Raw genomic sequence first — 17,776 nt, forward strand, 5'->3', positions numbered from 1 at the left:
CGTTTTTGTATCTCGGTAATCTTCTGTAGGAGCGAGCTTGCTCGCGATGGTCGTTAACGATAACGCGTATTTACTGGCTAAACACGGCACTCTTGCGTCCATCGCGAGCAAGCTCGCTCCTACAGGGGGTGGTCGTCCAATGGCGGCAACTTCGCCAGTTTCAACGCCACAAACAGCGCAATCACCAGCAGCGTGCCGATGAACAACCCGATCCCGCTCCAGCCGCCTAGGTGCCAGAACACGCCGCCTGCCGTTCCGGCGATGCTCCCACCGGCGTAATAGCTGAACAGGTACAGCGACGATGCCTGCCCCTTGGCCCTGGTGGCGCGGCGGCCGATCCAGCTGCTGGCCACCGAGTGGGCGCCAAAGAAGCCGAAGGTAAAGATCAGCATGCCAATGATCACCAGCGGCAAGGGCGTGAACATCGTCAGGGCGAGACCAGCGATCATCAGCGCGATGGTGCTCCAGAGCATTTTGCGGCGGCCGAGTTTGTCGGCCAGCGAGCCGATTTTCGCTGAGCTGTAGATGCCCGACAGGTACACCACCGACAACAACCCGACAAAGGTCTGTTCCATGTGGTACGGCGCGGCCAGCAGGCGATAGCCGATGTAGTTGAACAGCGTGACGAACGCGCCCATCAACACAAAGGCTTCAAGAAACAGCAGCGGCAGGCCGGCGTCGCGAAAGTGCATGGTGAAACCGTCGAGCAAGCTGCGCGGATGCAGCGAGCGGGCGCGGAAGTTGCGCGATTCCGGGAGGATTTTCCAGAACACCGCCGCGGCAATCAGCGCCAGGCCACCGATCACCAGCATCGCCGTGTGCCAGCTGACGAAGTCGATCAATACCCCGGTGATCAAGCGTCCGCTCATCCCGCCAATCGCGTTGCCAGCGATGTACAAGCCCATGGCGAGGCCGATGTGCTGTGGGTGGATCTCTTCGCTCAAGTAAGTCATCGCAACAGCAGCCAGACCGCTCAACGACAATCCAATCAGCGCACGCATCAGCAGCACACCGTGCCAGCTCGGCATCATCGCACTGGCCATGGTGCACAGCGCGGCGGCGAACAGTGCCGCCACCATTACCTGTTTGCGGCCGACCCGGTCGGAGATCGGGCCGGTAATCAGCAGGCCGATGGCGAGCATGCCGGTGGCGATCGACAGGATCAGGCTGCTCTGCGCCGCGTTGATGGAATATTCGTCGGACAGCAGTGGCATCATCGGCTGCACGCAGTAGAGCAGGGCGAACGTCGCGAAGCCGCCGCAGAACAATGCCAGCACCGTGCGCATGAACGCTGGCGTGCCTTTTTCGATGTAGATTTCCGCCCGCTCAGCGGCGATAGCGTCCGCTGCTGCGGGAGGAACTTCATGGGCGAGTGGGGCGACAGCAGTTTTCACGTTGGACCTCGGAGGACGCGGCCGGTCAGGCAATGAAAAAAGCATATAGCTGGCTAATGATTCAATCCAATATATTGTTCGACCTGTTTGATAGCTTTTACGACCTAATGGAGTTTTCCATGGAATTGCGTCACCTGCGCTACTTCATCGCCGTCGCCGAAGAACTGCACTTCGGCCGCGCCGCACAGGTGCTGGGTATTTCCCAGCCACCGCTGAGCCAGCAAATTCAGGCGCTGGAACAGGAAGTCGGCGCACGACTGTTCGAGCGTACCAATCGTCGGGTCGAGCTGAGCGAGGCCGGTCGGCTGTTTCTGCAAGAGGCACGGTTGGTGCTGGCGCAGGTCGACAAAGCGGCGGATGTCGCGCGACGGGCGCAACTGGGCGAGTTGGGCGAGCTGAAAATCGGCTTCACCTCGTCGGCCCCCTTCAACTCGACCATTCCCCAGGCAATTTTCTCTTTCCGCCAGCGCTTCCCGGCGGTGCATCTGAACCTGCGGGAGATGAGCAGCACCCAGGTGGCTGATGCGCTGGTGGACGAGTCGATTGAAGTCGGCATCATGCGCCCGCTCGGGCTGCCGGACTGCCTCAGCGTGGTCGAATTGATGCGCGAGCCGCTGGTCGCGGTGCTCAGTTCCAAGCATCCGCTGGTAGAGGGCAGCGAGGAGGGCTTGTTTCTGTCAGCCATGGCGCTTGAGCCCTTTGTGTTTTTTCCGCGTAGCTACGGCAGTGGCCTGTATGCGCAGTTGCTCAGCCTGGCCCGGGACTCCGGCTTCAGCCCACACTTCGCCCAGGAGGCCGGAGAGGCGATGACCATCATCGGGCTGGTAGCGGCAGGGCTCGGTGTGTCGGTGCTGCCGGCGTCTTATCAGCGGATGCGTATTGATGGTGTGGTCTACCGCCCGCTGCTCGATCCGGCGGCGGTATCGGCGGTGTGGTTGGTGCAGCGTAAGGACCAGAAGTCGGCGATGGCCAAGGCGTTTGTTGAACTGCTGACGCGCAGAGTTGAACCGCTGAAGCAGTGACGGTATGAACACAATATTCCCTGTAGGAGCGAGCCTGCTCGCGATGGACTAAAAAACGCCACGTTCACCCAGGAAGCACGCGCCATCGTTGGCGACCATCGCGAGCAGGCTCGCTCCTACAGGTCAGAGTTTTCGCCGCTGCCCGTGGGACATTTCTGAACTATCCAGAACAGGCTACAGCGCCTTGCGACGTTGCCTGCAACTACCCCAGAATCCGCCGGCTTGTGCGCTTTGAGGGCCGCCGGTAGCTTGATCGGGTCACTGATTGTCAGTGATCGGGTTTAGTAGCCCGTATCGAAGTAAAGCGCATTTGCGCTCCTGATAGGCAGGTATGTCCATACCTGCCCTTGACGGTAGCTGTGCGCAGGGCGTCTTCGGGCGCACCGGTTTCGCTTCGTCCGGTCTACTAACCTGCGTACAGCTGCCACCCCTTTGATCAGTAGCGATTCGGTGTGGCCCCCACTGTCAGGACGCTGAATCATGACGCATACACCAAACCCACCGGATACCGATCCGGACACTCCACACCAAGCCAGCAATATCTTCTTCATCGCCCCCGAAATCGACAACCACACCCTGTTGGAATACGCCTGCGTGTCACTGGCATCAGCCAATGTCATGGCGAGCGATTTCGCGAGGAATCTGAACGGAGCGCAGAGCCACACACTGCTGGGGATTCAGCAATCGATCATGTTGGGGGAGCTGGCGGTGAATCGGGTGTTGGATAACCTCGATCCACCCTGAATCACCCAGGGAGCGTTGGGACACTTCACGTAACGGATCCGGTTTCGTGATTCACCCGATATTGAGCAGAATCGATTTCTTTAGATGAGTGCCATGGATGCCACTTCTATATCAACCCAAGGAAGGCAGCGTACTGATTTGTGATTTCAGGGGTTACGAAGTTCCCGAAATGATCAAGGTCAGACCTGTTGTCGTGATTCGCAAACACAGAACCAACAACTTGTTGGTGACGGTTGTGCCGCTTAGTACAACCGCTCCAGATCATATGCTTGAACATCATCTGGAGCTGCCGAATCATCTGCAGGTAGCAAGTCCGACGTGTTGGGCTAAATGCGATATGGTTGCCACCGTCAGTCTTTCCAGGCTCGACCGGATCAAGAGCCGAGATCGTCGAGGGAAGCGCACTTACGTCATTTCACAACTTGAAACAGACGAGTTTTTTGCGATCAAAGTCGCGGTGCGCAAGGCCTTGGGCCTGTAATCGCAGCAAGTTTGATTGAGGCAGGCCAGTTGCCAGCTGTTGTTCGCAGAATGATTTTGGACAATACTGACGGCGTTCCCGAAAGGGGCTTGTGAGACTCTGAGGATCCTGGGCAACCAGCCATCGCAGAGCCAGGCAGGTGAAGGGCGATGACAAGCCGACCTGTCTGTGAAGGGGCGCCGAAAGGCGCCCTTTGTCGTTTTTGGCCTTACGACCAGCGCTTGAAAATCAGCGAAGTATTCACCCCGCCAAACGCAAAATTATTGTTCATCACATACTGGTTGTTCATCTGCCGAAACTCGCCGCGCAGGTAGTCGAGCTTGCCGCAATGCGGGTCGACTTCGTCGAGGTTGAAGGTGTGCACGTAGAGGTCGCGGTTCATCATTTCAATGCTGAACCATGATTCCAGCGCACCGCAGGCACCGAGGGTGTGGCCGAGGAAGCTCTTCTGCGAGCTGATCGGCATGTGTTCGCCGAACAGGCTGCTGGTGGCCAGGGTTTCGGCGATGTCGCCCTGTTCGGTGGCGGTGCCGTGGCCATTGACGTAGCCGATGTCCGACGGTTTCAGCCCGGCGTCTTCCAGGGCCAGTTCCATGGCCCGGCGCATGGTGATCTGTTCCGGGCGGGTGGTGTGCTGGCCGTCGGCGTTGCTGCCGAAACCGACGATCTCGGCATGGATGTGGGCGCCACGGGCCAGGGCGTGTTCCAGTTCTTCGAGCACCAGCATGCCGCCCCCTTCGCCGATCACCAGGCCGTCGCGTGCGGAGTCGTAAGGGCGCGGGCTGCGTTGTGGGGTGTCGTTTTTCAGGCTGGTGGCGTAAAGCGCGTCGAAGACCATTGCTTCGGTCGGGCACAGCTCTTCGGCGCCGCCGGCGAGCATCAGCGGCAGGCGCCCGAACTTGATGGCCTCGTAGGCATAGCCGATGCCCTGGCTGCCGCTGGTGCAGGCGCTGGATGTCGGGATCAGGCGGCCAGTGAGGCCGAAGAAGATGCTGATGTTCGCCGCGGTGGTGTGCGGCATCATGCGCACGTAGGAATTGGCGTTCAGGCCTTCGGCCACCGAGTTGAGCAGCATGTTGCCGAACGCCTTGATCTCGTCGGTGCTGCCGGTCGAGGAGCCGCAGGCGACGCCCATGCGCCCGTCCTTGATCGATTCGTCACCCAATAATCCGGCGTCGGCCAGTGCCAGTTCCGACGCGCCGACGGCCAGCCGTGATACCCGGCCCATGCTGCGCAGTTGCTTGCGGGTCCAGTGGCTCGGCACTTTGAAGTCATCGATGGGGCCAGCCAGGCGCGTGTTGAGTTCGGTAAAACGATCCCACTCGTCCATCCGGCGGATGCCGCTGCGGTTGGCCGCGAAGTTACCGGAGATGGTGCCCCAGTCGCTGCCCAATGAGGTAATGCCGGCCATGCCGGTGACGACGACGCGCTTCATCAGCACAGGCCTCCGTTGACGGCCAGAACCTGCCGGGTAATGTACGAGGCTTCCGCCGACATCAGGAAGTTCACTGCGCCGGCCACCTCTTCAGGGGTGCCCATGCGTTGTGCGGGGATCATTTTCATCAGTTCTTCCACCGGCACGTTTTCGTCGAGCATGGCTGTGTCGATCAGGCCGGGGGCGACACAGTTGACGGTGATTTTGCGCTTGCCCAGTTCGATCGCCAATGCCTTGGCCGCGCCGATCAACCCGGCCTTGGAGGCGCTGTAGTTGACCTGGCCACGGTTGCCGATCAGGCCGGATACCGAGGTGATGCAGACAATCCGCCCGGCGGCGCGACGACGAATCATCGGCATCATCACCGGGTGCAGCACGTTGTAGAAACCGTCGAGATTGGTGCGCATCACCACATCCCAATCCTCCTCGCTCAGGGCCGGAAAGGCACCGTCACGGGTCAGGCCGGCATTGAGCACCACGCCATAATAGGCGCCGTGGGTTTCCACGTCGGCTTCGAGAATTTCCTTGCAACGGGCGCGGTCGGCCACGTCGAACTGCAGGATGCGCGCACGACGGCCCAAGGCCTCGACTTCACCCTTGACGGCTTCAGCGTCGGCCAGGCCGCTGCGGCAATGCAACACGATGTCGTGCCCGGCCTGGGCCAGACGCAAGGCGATGGCACGGCCGATGCCACGGCTGGAACCGGTGACCAGTACGGATTCAGTCATGACTGGACTCCTTCGGGTTCATGGAGATATTGAGCGGCCTGGGGTGGGCGATACACATTCAGACGGGCGCTGACGTGAATGCCGGGGGCGTTGATGTGACATTCGAACACGCCCATGCCGTTATCGTCTTCCAGGGAGCGAATACCGTGGATGGTCAACTCGGTACCGGCCGGAAAACTTTCGACGTTGCATTCGAATTTGCGGCTGCCGAGCAGGAAACCCAACTCCACCGCATCACCGCGCTGGCGCGCATGGCAACCGGCGAAGGCGGCCACGCTCTGGGCCATCAGTTCGATGCCGACCCAGGCCGGCAGGCTGCCGTCGGGGAGATTGAACAGGCCATCGGGCTTGACGGTCAGGCACGTGTGAATCTGCTCTTCATCGAACGCCAGGATCCGGTCGATAAGGATCATGTCGCCAGCGTGGGGCAGCAATTCGGCGAGCGGCCAGTCAATCATGGGGCGTCTCCGATAATCAGGCTGACGTTGTTGCCACCGAAGGCAAAGGAATTGCTCATCAGGTAGCGAGGTGCAATGGACGTCAGGCGAGTGGCCGGGGTCACCCAGTGCAGCGGTGGCAATTCGGGATCGGGCTGCCCGTCCCAGACGTGCGGTGGCAAGGCATGCTCGCGATTGTCCGGGCTCAGGCTCAACCAGCAGAACGCCGCTTCCAGCGCCCCGGCGGCACCGAGGGTGTGGCCGGTCATGGGTTTGCTCGACGAACTGGGCACGCCGGCCGGGAACAGCGTCGCCACGGCCTGGCTCTCCATGGCGTCGTTGTGCTGGGTGGCGGTGCCGTGCAGGTTCAGATACGCGATCTGCTCCGGTTGCAGGTTGGCGCGGCCCAAGGCTTTGCGCATCGCTTGCAGGGCGCCACGACCGGTCGGCTCCGGGGCGGATATGTGATGCGCATCGGAACTGGCGCCGCTGCCGAGCAAGGCAATTGGTTGGCCGTCACCTGCACGTCTGGTCATCAGGAACAGCACCGCCGCTTCGCCAATGTTGATGCCATTGCGGTTCACCGAAAACGGATTGCAGCGTTGTTCCGAGACCGCTTCCAGCGCCGAGAAACCGTTGAGGGTCAGCTTGCACAAGGTGTCGACACCGCCACACAGCACCGCGTCGCAAATGCCCAGGTCCAACAGGCGCTGGGCGCTCATCAAGGCTCGGGCGCTGGAGGTGCAAGCCGTGGAAATGACATAGGCCGGCCCGCTCAATTGCAGCCATTCGGCGAGGAAGTTCGCCGGCGCCCCGAGCTCCTGTTGCTGATAGTCGTACTCGGCAGGGAACTGCTTTTCACGCAGGTAATGCGCCAGGCTCTGGCTCGCCTCGTCGATACCCGAGGTGCTGGTGCCCAGCACGACACCGATGCGGTCGCGGCCGTAGGTCTGGATTGCGCTGTCGATGTCCGGGCGGATTTGCAGCGTGGCCTCCAGCAACAACTGATTGTTGCGACTGTGATGGCGCGACATCCCGGCTGGAAGGGTTGCCAGTTTGCCCTGGACCGCACCGACCGGCAGCGTGCGTTGCGGCACCCACCCGGTTTGTTCGCGCATGCCGCCGCAGTCGCCGGCAAACAGGTTGCGGGCAACTTCCTGCTTGTCACGGCCCAGCGCGCAGACCAATCCGAGGGCATTGAGGTAAGCCGTCATGGCGTTTCACCGCTCAGGGGCGTGACTTGATAGGCCGGACCATGCGCAAGCTTCAATTGAAAATTCTGCGGTTGTGCGTAGCGGATGTCCCAGCGGTCGGGCAGGGACCGTTGTCTGCCGTACTGCCAGGCGCCGGGATAGTTGGCCGCCAGTTCATCTTGCGGCGTCAGCGCAAACAGCAGCGCCGCGAACAGTTCCCGGGCTTGCGGATTGGGCGGCAAAAAACCATCGGACTCCCAGGTTTTGTCGATCAGTTTCTGGCGGGCCTGGGGAATGCCCAGCAAGTCCATCATCGACCAGCGAATACCTGATTCTTCGCGCTGGATCACCAGCACCCAGTCCTGGCGTTCGTCGGCCTGCCCACGCTGGATGTGCAATTGCAGCGGCAACGGCAGATCCGGATTGTGCACGGGCAGCGGCGCCCGGCCGGCGCAGGCGCTCAGCAGCAGGGTTGCAGCAAGTAGCAGAAATCGCAGAGCATCGGTCATCCCACAGGTTTGGTGCTTCGAGCGACTGGCAATCAACATCACACAGTTCCTTCAAAAGGTTTGCGCGCCACCACATTGACCAGGGTTTCTTCCCGTTGGCCAAAGGGTTTTGGCTTGCACACACCCAATAGTTCGAGCAGGCCGAAATCCTTGGCGCGACTCCACCACAGGTACGGATAAGACACGTTTTTCTCGGTAAATTCGAAGCCCTGCTGGCGAATCATTTGCAGGTACTGCGCCGCGCTTTTCTGCACGTGCATCGGGTGGCGGAACAACCAGCGGATCACCCAGGTATCAATGTAAGCCTCGGTGGATTCTGCGAACAGCAGATAACCGCCGGGTTTGAGCACGCGATAGAACTCGGCCAGCGCCTGTTCCTGCTCCACCAGATGATGGAAGGTCTGGTGACAGAACAGCAGGTCGATACTGGCGTCCGGCAGGTCGAGGCTGGCGCAGTCGCCACCGATCAACTCCACTGCCATGCCCTGGCGGGCCGCTTCTTCGCGGCTCTGGTCCAGGCTGTGGGGATCAGCATCGACGCCAATCAGACGAGCGGGCGCGAAGGCCTGGCGCAGCAGCGGGAATGACTTACCCTGGCCACAACCGGCATCCAGCAATACCGGATCGGCAGGAGGGGTGTCGCTGAACAAGCCGCGCAAATCGTTGATCGCCTCGCGCAGCACATAGTGTTGCCAGATCTGGCTGCGCAGGAACCACAACCCGAAACGGGTTTCTTCGACGTATTTGTCGCTCAAGTAGTTCATGACGCATCCCTTGCACAGAACTCCGATATCACCTTCAACCGGCGCCTGGCTTCGCTGACGAACGGGTTGCGTCGGTCCCAGGCGTACCCGGCAAGAATGGAGCTGATCATCCTGCGGATTTCCGGCGAGCTGCCCTCGTGGAAAATCACGTCCTGGAAGGTCCCGGCGTACCAGCCTTCGACGTAGCAACGGAACGTGTCGACGCCGCGCTTGAGCGGTTCGGCGAACTCGGTTTGCCAGTCGACGACTTCGCCTAGCAGCTGACGGTGCAACACCCCGGCGGCCATGCTCGCCGAACGCATGGCGATGGTCACGCCGGAGGAAAACACCGGGTCGAGGAATTCCGCGGCATTGCCCAGTAGCGCGAAGCCCGGGCCGTGCAGGGTTTTGACGTTGGCCGAGTAACCGCCGATGGTCCGCGCCTCGGTGTCCCACTGCGCATTTTGCAACACGCTGGCCAGGCTTGGCGTCTCGGCGATAAAGCTGCGCAGACACTCGTCCAGATTGTCGCTGCGGCCGGCGAAACGTTCCTCGGCGGCGACCACGCCGACCGAGCAGCGCCCGTTGCTGAACGGGATGGTCCAGAACCACACGTCGCGCAGGGTCGGATGAGTGGTCACGAGGATCTTGCTGCGATCGAAAGACGCAAGGTCGATATGGTCTTCGACGTGAGTGAACACGGCCTGACGCACCGGAAAATTCGACGGTGCCTCAAGGTCGAGCAAGCGCGGCAGCACGCGGCCGTAGCCACTGGCATCGAGCAGGAAACCGGCTTCGATGCGGTACTCGCTACCGTCCTCGCGGCGCACGCCGAGCTGCGGTTTTCCGGGCTCAATGTCGACGCTGACGATGGTTTCGCCATAGCGAATCTCCACGCCTTGCAGCGCGGCCTGATCGGCCAGCAGCTTATCGAAATCGGCGCGCAGGACCTGAAAAGTCGTCGATTTGCCGTGGCTGAACGTCTCGCCGAAGTCGAACGCGCTGTAGCGCTCGCCCCAGGCAAACGCGGCACCGGTTTTCACCTGAAATCCGGCCGCGTTGACGGCGTCGAGCATGCCCGCTTCCTCGACGAAGTCCAGGCAATGGGCCAGCAGGCTCTCACCGATGGAAAACCGCGGAAAATTCTGACGCTCGATCACCAGCACATCGTGTCCCTTGCGCTTGAGCAACGCGGCGGCGATTGCACCGGAAGGGCCGGCGCCGATGATCACGACCTGGCGGCATTCCATTTCAACGGTTGGCATGAGGGCTCCTTGCCGGGACAGCGGTTTTCAGGGGGATTCGGTGCATGCCAGTCAGGGCTGGCAGCAGTGTAGCGATCAGGCCCATCAGCATCAGGGCAAAGTACAGCGGCGGGCTGATGAGTTGCTGTTGCAGCAGCAGGTTGAGAAAAACGATCTCGCTCAAGCCGCGGATGTTCAGCAGCACACTTTCCCGCCAGCGGCTGGCGCCCTGGAACGATGCCCCGGCCCAGCCGAGGCCGAGCCAGTTACCCAGCAGCTTGCTCAGCATCGGCAACAGCAGCAGGGCCGCCAACTGCGTCCAGCCGAGGCTGTCGATCGCGCTGTGCACGTTGATCTGCACAATGCCGAACGTGAGGATCAGCGGGATGGCGATGTACGTCTGCAAGCGGCTCATCCACACGGCCGGCAACGGCAGCACCAGCGGTGCTTTCAGCGCGGCCATGATCAGCACATAGCCGATGCCGAAAATCAGCGCATTGAGCTTGTAGTGCTCGGCGACGACCAGCAGGGCGAAAAAGCTCAGGCTGTAAAGCCATGCCTGGCGCAAACCGAGCAACCGCAGCAGCACCGGCAGGCAGGCGCCAGCCAGGGGCAGCAACAGGCTGCTCAGGTGCAGGCTACCCTGGGCGATGCCGAACAGGGTCCAGCAGGCGAGGTCGATGAGGATTGCGGTTTGCACCAGTCGCCGGGTGGCGGCGGGTGGGTAATCGATGTGCCGCAGGTACAGGTACAACACCGGAATCGCGGTGATGGCGAACAACAGGCCGACGGCCAGCGAGCTGATCCACGGCTGCGGTGGCAATAACCAGACCGCCGTGGCCAGGCCGCAGGCAAACGGAATGCAAAAGCTGGGCAGGGCGATTTTCAGGCTCTGGCGATCCAGTTGCAGGTCGATCACATCGCTGAGGATGTAGCCCAGCAACAGGGCAAAGCTCAGGCTGTAGAGGTTCTTCAGCCAGCCCGGTGACACCAGCAGCGCGCCGCTTAACTGCCATTGGGGCTCGATCCAGAAATACATCAACAACGGCAAGCCGAGAGTCGCCAGCAACAACTGGCTGACGATGGGAATCAGGCCGAAATGCCGGCCGACACCGGTCGCCACCGCGAACAATGCCAGCGCCATCGCCCAGAACAGCACGACCATCACGTTGCCCGCTCCACGGCCGCAGCCCCATGCGCCTGTCGACCGGCCCACGGCGCGAGCAGGAAGCTGAAGATCAGGCCCAGGCTCACCGACAGCCCGAAGTTGCTTACCGCCGGGGTGCTCGATACCGCCAGCAAACCGAACGACAGCCAGGTGGTCAATGCCGCCAGCAGGGTGCCTAGCAGGCTCACGGCCGCACCGCCGACCTGTTCTCGCATCAGGATCGCGTAATCGACGCTGATCGCCGTCACCAGCAGCAGGCCGAACAGACTGAACAGGGTCAACGGCTGCCCCAGCCAGCCGAGGCTGGCCAGGCTGCACAACGCCGCCAGCAGGGGTAGGGACACGATACGCAACGCGCCGCCGAGGCCGAAGGGCAGGATCAGCACCAGCACGATCAGCACGCAGGAGGCGAGTTTCAGTTCCGCGGCACTGATTTGGGTGGCCGCGAAGACGTTGTTCAATTCACCCAGTCGATCCACCAGTGTCACGCCGGGTAAGTCCTCACCCTGGAGCCGCAGCAGGGCCGGGTTGTTGATGCCTTGCAGGCTGACTATCGCCGCCACGCCGTCATCGGTCGGCCCCAGCCACAGGGGACGGTAGGGCTCTGCCAACGGGCCGCTGAGCGCTGCGTCGATGTCCATGATCGGCAACGCCTGTAGCTTCGTCAGCTCCGCTTGCAGCGCCTCGACCGGTATGCCGATGTCGAGCAACGGTTGCCAGAACGACGGCAGTTTGCTCAATGCTGCGCGCACCTGTTGCTGTTCGTTCGGCGGGCTGACCAGTTGATTGAGCGACAGATAACCCTGGAGCTTTTCCAGGCCAATCAATTGATCCAGTCGCTCTCTCAGGGCGGTCTGGCGTTCGAGCAGTTGCTGCTGGTTGGCGGCGCGTATCAGGAAGAACTGGCTGGTGGGTTGATAGCCGGTAATCCGGGCAATGGTCCGGGCTTCGTCGGTCAATTGTTGCGGCGCGCTGATCCATTGGCGGATGTCGTTTTTGCTGCCGAGCTGTAACAGGCCGCCCACGCAAAAGGCAATCAGCAGCGCCAGCAGGACCGGCGTTTTCGCCTGTTTGAGCAGCGCTTCACGACAGTCCAGCAAAAGCTCGCACATGCGCAATGGCCACTGCGCCGGGCGCAGGTCTACGCCCTTGAGCAATGCCGGCAGCAGGCACACGGCGGACAAATAGGCGCCGAGCAAACCGGCGGCAGAGAAGGCGGCAATCTGGGTCAGCGCCGGGAAGGGGGTCCAGGCCAGGGCCAGATAACCGATACCGCTGGTGATCAGGCTCAGGGTCAATCCGGGCAAGGTCATGCGCAGGGCAGGCCAGCTGTGCCAGGGCTTCAGGCTCCAGCTCTTGGACAGGTAATGCAGCGGGTAATCGATGGCAACGCCGATCAGGCTCGAACCCAGCACCAGGGTCATCACGTGCATATGGCCGAACAACGCCACGCAGGCCACCGCACCGAAGAGCATGCCGACCACCACCGGCACGAACGCCAGCAAGACGCGCCAGCGCCGGAAGGCCAACAACAGCAACAGCAAAATCCCGACGGTGGCACCGCCGCCGACCCAGGTCATCTCCCGGGCAGCCTGCTGTTGCCCGTTGGCTGCGTACAACAAGCCGCTGGCGGCGAGCAGTTGCACGTCGTGCCGGGCGGCTACTTCGCGACTGTGCTCGAGCAGGTCGGCCACTTGCAGCGGCAGGTTCATGTCGAAGGCGTTGCCGGTGGTGCGCGCGCGCAGCAGCACCCAGCTCTTGCCATCGGCATCGGCGACCAGTGCACCGCTGCCGATGTCCAGTTGCACCGAACCGCGTTGCGGCTGGCTGTTCTGGATGCGCCCGGTCAGGCCCAGCCAGTCGTCCTGGCTCGGCACCAGGCTGTAACCGTTGAACGGGTCGAACAAGGCCTGCACCCGTTGCTGGATAAAGGTGCCGGGGTGCTCGATCAGCAGTTGTCGGTCCGCCGCCTGGAGCATCGCCAGGCGACCTTGCAGTAACTGCGTGCGCAGCGCCGGCAAGTCGGCTTGCAGGGTCCATTGGACCTTTTCGAACAGTCCGCTGGCCTGCCATTGCTCGCCGAGGGTCTGCGCCATGGCGACGGCCTGCTGGCGATCTGTGTGGCCGACCAGCACCAGCATTTCGCGGTTCAGCGGTTCCTGCATGCGTTGTTCTGCGCGCAGTTCCAGAGCATCGGGCGCCGTGCCGGGTACCAGTTCCATCAGGTTGGCCGACAGCGGCGCGGCGTCACGCCATTGCCAACCGGCGAGCGCCAGTACGGCCAGCAGCAGGATCACAAACAGCCGTGGCAACCACCGTTCACTCGGCAAAGTCATGTTGCTCCGCATCGCTCAAGGGTTGGGTGCCGGTGCTGTCCTGCATGCGCAACAACGTGCTGTCGCCCTGGGTTTCGAGCAGTTCGATGCTGTGCACCAGTTCTGCGCCGGTTATGTTGATCTGATTGAACACCTGCTTGAGCAGCATTGAACGTGGCAGCAGCGTGAGCTTCCAGTTCTGCGCATCGCCGCTCAGGGACAATTCGAAATCCCGTTGCAGGCCGCTGCTGTCACCTTGCAGCACGGCCAGGAATAATCGGTTCTGCTCGGCACCGGCGCTTTTGCCCGGCAGCATTTGCCAGACAATGCCGTCACGCCGGGCAATGCCTTTGGCGGTGATGCGATAGTCCTGTTGCAGTGGCGTTTTCAACAACCACAACAAGCCGTGGTTTTTTGCCAGGACGAACGTGCCCTTGCTGACCAGCGGCTGGGACAGGGCGCGCAGGTGTTTTTCCTGGGTGAAACTGCCGTGGATCACCTCGGGCCTGGCCAGCTGATCGCTGAGCTGTTGCAGATCGAAGGCATGGGCCAGTCCAGGAATACCCAGTAGCACGCAGAACACTGTAGGAGCGAGCTTGCTCGCGAAAATCCTGAGGGCGCCGCGGGGTGTCAGGTGCCCAGTGTCATCGTTAACAACCATCGCGAGCAAGCCCGCTCCCACAGGGGAACGTGGATGGCAGAAAGTCATCGCAGGGCTCTCTCTACGGCGTCGGTGAGCACCTTCGGCGAGGCCAGTTGCATCTCGCGGCTGGCGAGGTCGACGGCGACCTGTATCGACAGGGCCCGGGTCAAGCGTTCGCCGGTTTGCAGGTCGCTGATCAGGTAGTTGATCTTCAAGCGGTTCTCCCACTCCACCAGGTTGGCGCGCACGTTGAGTGTCTGGCCGAACACCGCACCGCGCACGTAGCGCAATTGCAGGTCGATCACCGGCCACGCATAGCCTGATTCGTTCATCGCCGTGTAGTTGTGGCCGATCCTGTCCAGCAGCGCACAGCGGGCGACTTCCAGGTATTTGACGTAATGGCCGTGCCAGACCACGTGCATGCTGTCGACGTCAAAGAACGGTACGACGATTTCCGTGTCGGTGTAGAGAAATCCCTTGCTACGCATGCAGCCTCCAGTGTTGTTCGGCAATGCGTTGCAGGCACAGGCGCAGTTCGCCTTCCAGCGCGCGGTCTTCGATGACCGGCGGGAAATCCTTGGCCAAGGCTTCATGCATGACGGCCAAAGCGGGTGGCAGGGGGCGTGCATCTTCGGCCTGACCGCGCAGCCAGACGCCCTGATTGGCCGCCAGCAAGGTGGCGGCGGCCACCTGTTCGGTGAGCTCCAGCACGCGGATGGCATCGCGGGCGGCGATGGTGCCCATGCTCACCTTGTCCTGGTTGTGGCACTCGGTGGAGCGCGAGAAGACGCTGGCCGGCATGGTGTTCTTCAGCGCTTCGGCGGTCCAGGCACTGGTGCCGATCTGCACCGCCTTGAAACCGTGGTTGAGCATGGCGCGGTCAGCCGTGGCGCCGGACAGGTTGCTCGGCAAACCATGGTTGTAGCGCTCGTCCACCAGCAGCGCGAGCTGCCGATCCAGAAGGTCGGCGACGTTGGCCACGAGGTTCTTCAGGCTGTCCATGGCGAACGCGATGTGGCCGCCGTAGAAGTGCCCGCCGTGCAGCACGCGCTCGGCCTCGGCGTCGATGATCGGGTTGTCGTTGGCGCTATTGAGCTCGATCTCGATGAACGAGCGCAGCCAGTTCAGGCTGTCGGCCAGCACGCCCAGCACATGAGGCGAACAGCGCAGGGAATAGCGGTCTTGCAGGCGATGCAGCGGTGCGGTCGGCGCATCAATGGCCAGATCCTTGCGCAACCACGCAGCGACTTGCATCTGCCCCGGGTGTGGCTTGGCGGCGAACAGGCGCTCGTCGAAGTGCTCCGGGTTGCCTTGCAGGGCGACCACGTTCAGCGCGGTGATGCGTGTGGCCAGATGCAGCAGGTAATCGGCCCGGGCGTAAGCCAGGCAGGCCAGACCAGTCATCACCGCAGTGCCGTTCATCAATGCCAGGGCTTCTTTCGGGCGCAACACCAGTGGCTGCCAGCCGAGTTCGCGGTGCACATCGGCAGCCTCCCGGCGCTCGCCGCGGAACATCACCTCGCGTTCGCCGGACAGTGTGGCGGCAACGTACGAAAGCGGCGTCAGGTCACCACTGGCGCCCACCGAACCTTCTTCCGGAATCAGCGGCAGGATGTCGTGCTCAAGGAACGCCTGCAGGCGCTCCAGCAGCTCCACGCGCACCCCGGAAACACCATGGCACAACGACTGCAAACGCGCCGCCAGTACCGCGCGGGTGGCCTGGGCGTCGAGCAGTTTGCCCAGCCCGCAGCCGTGGAAAGTGAACAGATGACGGGGCAGCGCCTCGACGTGATGCAGCGGCACCGCGACCACGCAGGAGTCGCCATAACCGGTGGTCACGCCGTAGATCACGCCTTCCTTGTCCAGCAGAGAGTCGAGAAAACGCGCGCCCTTGGCGATGCGCTCGCGGTAGGCGGGATCACTTTGCAACTGCGTTGGCACCTTGCGGTTGGCCAGGGCCAGCACGTCTTCAATGCGCAAAGGGCGTTCGCCGAAGGTTACCGGCTCAAGCGTTGGCGTCGTCATCGGTCTTCCAGAAAGGGTAAAAGTTGAACCATTGTTGGGGGGCTTCGAGGCAATAGTGACCCAGGCGTTCGGCGTAGCGGGAGGCCCACTGATGAATGACCTGCTCGCGGTCGCTGCGCTTCCAGGTGATTGCGTCAGCGAAGGGCTCAATGGTCAGTCGATAATCGCCGTCGGGCTTTTTCAGGCACAGCAGCAGGTTGATCGGGCATTTCAGCAGACCGGCCAGCAGCCACGGGCCTTGGGGGAACCTGGCCTGATGACCGAGGAAGTCCACGGTCACGCTGCGCCCACCATGCAACGGCACACGGTCGCCGGCAATCGCCAGCCACTCGCCACGCTCCAGGCGCTCGCTCAGTTGCAGCATGATCCCGGGGTCCAGTTCGCTGACCTGGATCAGGCGCAAATTGGTCGCCCCGGCTTCGCCCAGCAAACGGTTGAACTGTTCGGCGTGCTTGGTGTGCACCAGCACGTTCATCGTGACCTTCTCGCCGATTTCCGCCAGTGCGCGGCAGACTTCCAGATTGCCCAGGTGTGCGCCCACCAGCATTTGCCCGCGGGCACCGCGCAGCTGGTCACGCAGCAGCGCCGGGTCGATGATTTCGATTTGTTCGATGCTCAGCTTGCCGTTCCATACGTCGAGTTTGTCGAGCATGGAGTCGGCGAAGGCCATGAATTGGCCGAATACCCGCCAGTGGCTCGGGCGCAGCTCGCTGCGACCGCTCCAGTCGGTCAGGCGTTGCTGGTATTGCCAGGCACTGTGTCGGGCGCTGCGACCGAACAGGAAAAAGTACAGGACGATGCCGTACAACACCGGGCTCAGTATTCGACGCCCCAGCACTTTGGCGCCGAACGCGGTGAGCTTCATCAGCCAGAAACTGCCGCGCTCCTCGCGGTCGGCCCAGTGTTGTTTGTCTGCGCTCATGCCCGCCACCGTTGCCAGAGGATCATGGGCGAGCGCAGCAACATGCCGAAGAACAGCCGTGTGTGCATGCTGGAAATCAGCACGTTGTCGTGGAACATCCGAAAATGCGAAACGCCGTCCAGCGGGTAATGGACTTTGGTTTGCAGCCATTGCATCGGCTGATTGCGCCAGGCCAGGCGCACCAGAATGTCCGAGTCGAAGTCCATGCGCTTGCCGATTTTCGCTGACTCGATCAACGCCAGGACCGGTGGCAACGGGTAAACCCGGAAACCGCACATGGAGTCGCGAATCTGCAACGACAAGGTGTTGATCCAGACCATGACGTGAGTCAGGTAGCGCGCATACAAACGGCCTTTCGGCACGCTGGCGTCATATTGCGGATAGCCGCAAATCACCGCCTGTGGGTGACGGCGGGATTGTTCAATGAAGCGTTGGACGTCCTGCAAATCGTGCTGGCCATCGGCATCCACCTGCAAGGCATGGCTGAAACCCAGGCGCGAAGCTTCGCGCAAACCGGTCATGACCGCGCCACCCTTACCCTGGTTTTCGGCGAGGCGAATCAGGTAAACCATTTCGCGCTGGGCCAGGCGGTCCAGCACCCGGGCGCAGCGCGGACTGCTGGCATCGTCCACCAGAATGCACGGCAGTTGGCTGGCGATCAGGGCATCGACCACCGTGGTGATTGCGTCTTCGTGGTTGTACACCGGGACGATGGCGCAGGGGCTATGCATGTTGGTTCACCTCTGTGGGACCGAGGTGTCTGCATCGCGAGC

At 62.0% G+C, this 17,776-nt stretch carries 18 protein-coding genes; 3 read left to right on the forward strand and 15 right to left on the reverse strand.

Going from position 1 to position 17,776, the window contains the following annotated elements; genetic code table 11:
- Positions 1–119 precede the first annotated feature (119 nt).
- Positions 120–1,394 (reverse strand): MFS transporter, encoded by a 1,275-nt coding sequence (locus tag C8K63_RS08150; protein ID WP_108216252.1) that lies wholly within the window; start codon positions 1,392–1,394, stop codon positions 120–122.
- Between the two features lie 119 nt (positions 1,395–1,513).
- Here C8K63_RS08150 and C8K63_RS08155 point away from each other — a divergent pair, with 119 nt between their 5' ends.
- From C8K63_RS08155 to C8K63_RS08165, 3 genes are all read left to right on the forward strand, one after another.
- A complete protein-coding gene (locus C8K63_RS08155; protein ID WP_108216485.1) occupies positions 1,514–2,416 on the forward strand; it encodes a LysR family transcriptional regulator in 903 nt (300 codons plus the stop codon).
- Positions 2,417–2,896: 480 nt separating this feature from the next.
- Entirely contained in the window at positions 2,897–3,160 is a 264-nt protein-coding gene (locus C8K63_RS08160) for a DUF6124 family protein (protein ID WP_108216253.1), read from the forward strand.
- Between the two features lie 97 nt (positions 3,161–3,257).
- Positions 3,258–3,641, forward strand: a complete 384-nt coding sequence (locus C8K63_RS08165) for a type II toxin-antitoxin system PemK/MazF family toxin (protein ID WP_108216254.1) — start codon at positions 3,258–3,260, stop codon at positions 3,639–3,641.
- A gap of 208 nt (positions 3,642–3,849) precedes the next feature.
- Here C8K63_RS08165 and C8K63_RS08170 read toward each other — a convergent pair whose 3' ends face one another.
- Genes C8K63_RS08170 through C8K63_RS08235 form a run of 14 tightly spaced genes read right to left on the reverse strand, consistent with a single transcriptional unit; the run spans position 3,850 to position 17,734 of the window.
- A complete protein-coding gene (locus tag C8K63_RS08170) occupies positions 3,850–5,076 on the reverse strand; it encodes a beta-ketoacyl-ACP synthase (protein ID WP_108216255.1) in 1,227 nt (408 codons plus the stop codon).
- Positions 5,076–5,804: a 3-oxoacyl-ACP reductase FabG gene (gene fabG / locus C8K63_RS08175; protein WP_108216256.1), complete on the reverse strand. Its 729-nt coding sequence runs from the start codon at positions 5,802–5,804 to the stop codon at positions 5,076–5,078. Before fabG ends, C8K63_RS08170 begins: the two co-directional genes overlap by 1 nt.
- Positions 5,801–6,262 carry a hotdog family protein gene (locus C8K63_RS08180; RefSeq protein ID WP_108216257.1) on the reverse strand — a complete coding sequence of 154 codons (462 nt, stop codon included), beginning with the start codon at positions 6,260–6,262 and terminating at the stop codon, positions 5,801–5,803. Before C8K63_RS08180 ends, fabG begins: the two co-directional genes overlap by 4 nt.
- Positions 6,259–7,455 carry a beta-ketoacyl-[acyl-carrier-protein] synthase family protein gene (locus tag C8K63_RS08185; protein ID WP_108216258.1) on the reverse strand — a complete coding sequence of 399 codons (1,197 nt, stop codon included), beginning with the start codon at positions 7,453–7,455 and terminating at the stop codon, positions 6,259–6,261. The genes C8K63_RS08180 and C8K63_RS08185 overlap by 4 nt, the downstream gene beginning before the upstream one ends.
- A complete protein-coding gene (locus tag C8K63_RS08190; protein ID WP_108216259.1) occupies positions 7,452–7,982 on the reverse strand; it encodes a hypothetical protein in 531 nt (176 codons plus the stop codon). Before C8K63_RS08190 ends, C8K63_RS08185 begins: the two co-directional genes overlap by 4 nt.
- A complete protein-coding gene (locus C8K63_RS08195; RefSeq protein ID WP_108216260.1) occupies positions 7,982–8,707 on the reverse strand; it encodes a class I SAM-dependent methyltransferase in 726 nt (241 codons plus the stop codon). The genes C8K63_RS08190 and C8K63_RS08195 overlap by 1 nt, the downstream gene beginning before the upstream one ends.
- Positions 8,704–9,951 carry an NAD(P)/FAD-dependent oxidoreductase gene (locus C8K63_RS08200; RefSeq protein WP_108216261.1) on the reverse strand — a complete coding sequence of 416 codons (1,248 nt, stop codon included), beginning with the start codon at positions 9,949–9,951 and terminating at the stop codon, positions 8,704–8,706. The genes C8K63_RS08195 and C8K63_RS08200 overlap by 4 nt, the downstream gene beginning before the upstream one ends.
- Entirely contained in the window at positions 9,938–11,095 is a 1,158-nt protein-coding gene (locus C8K63_RS08205) for a sodium:proton antiporter (protein ID WP_108216262.1), read from the reverse strand. Before C8K63_RS08205 ends, C8K63_RS08200 begins: the two co-directional genes overlap by 14 nt.
- Complete coding sequence (locus C8K63_RS08210) at positions 11,095–13,434, reverse strand: MMPL family transporter (RefSeq protein ID WP_108216263.1); 2,340 nt, start codon at positions 13,432–13,434, stop codon at positions 11,095–11,097. The genes C8K63_RS08205 and C8K63_RS08210 overlap by 1 nt, the downstream gene beginning before the upstream one ends.
- Positions 13,418–14,122, reverse strand: coding sequence for an outer membrane lipoprotein carrier protein LolA (locus tag C8K63_RS08215; protein WP_108216264.1), 705 nt, complete (start codon positions 14,120–14,122; stop codon positions 13,418–13,420). The genes C8K63_RS08210 and C8K63_RS08215 overlap by 17 nt, the downstream gene beginning before the upstream one ends.
- Positions 14,119–14,544 (reverse strand): thioesterase family protein, encoded by a 426-nt coding sequence (locus C8K63_RS08220; protein WP_108216265.1) that lies wholly within the window; start codon positions 14,542–14,544, stop codon positions 14,119–14,121. Before C8K63_RS08220 ends, C8K63_RS08215 begins: the two co-directional genes overlap by 4 nt.
- Positions 14,537–16,081 (reverse strand): histidine ammonia-lyase, encoded by a 1,545-nt coding sequence (hutH, locus tag C8K63_RS08225; RefSeq protein ID WP_108216266.1) that lies wholly within the window; start codon positions 16,079–16,081, stop codon positions 14,537–14,539. Before hutH ends, C8K63_RS08220 begins: the two co-directional genes overlap by 8 nt.
- Positions 16,062–17,003 (reverse strand): glycosyl transferase, encoded by a 942-nt coding sequence (locus C8K63_RS08230; protein ID WP_108216267.1) that lies wholly within the window; start codon positions 17,001–17,003, stop codon positions 16,062–16,064. Before C8K63_RS08230 ends, hutH begins: the two co-directional genes overlap by 20 nt.
- Complete coding sequence (locus tag C8K63_RS08235) at positions 17,000–17,734, reverse strand: glycosyltransferase family 2 protein (RefSeq protein WP_108216268.1); 735 nt, start codon at positions 17,732–17,734, stop codon at positions 17,000–17,002. Before C8K63_RS08235 ends, C8K63_RS08230 begins: the two co-directional genes overlap by 4 nt.
- Positions 17,735–17,776: the final 42 nt, after the last annotated feature.

Origin of the sequence: Pseudomonas sp. GV085 (assembly GCF_003050925.1) — a bacterium.
GTDB lineage: Bacteria > Pseudomonadota > Gammaproteobacteria > Pseudomonadales > Pseudomonadaceae > Aquipseudomonas.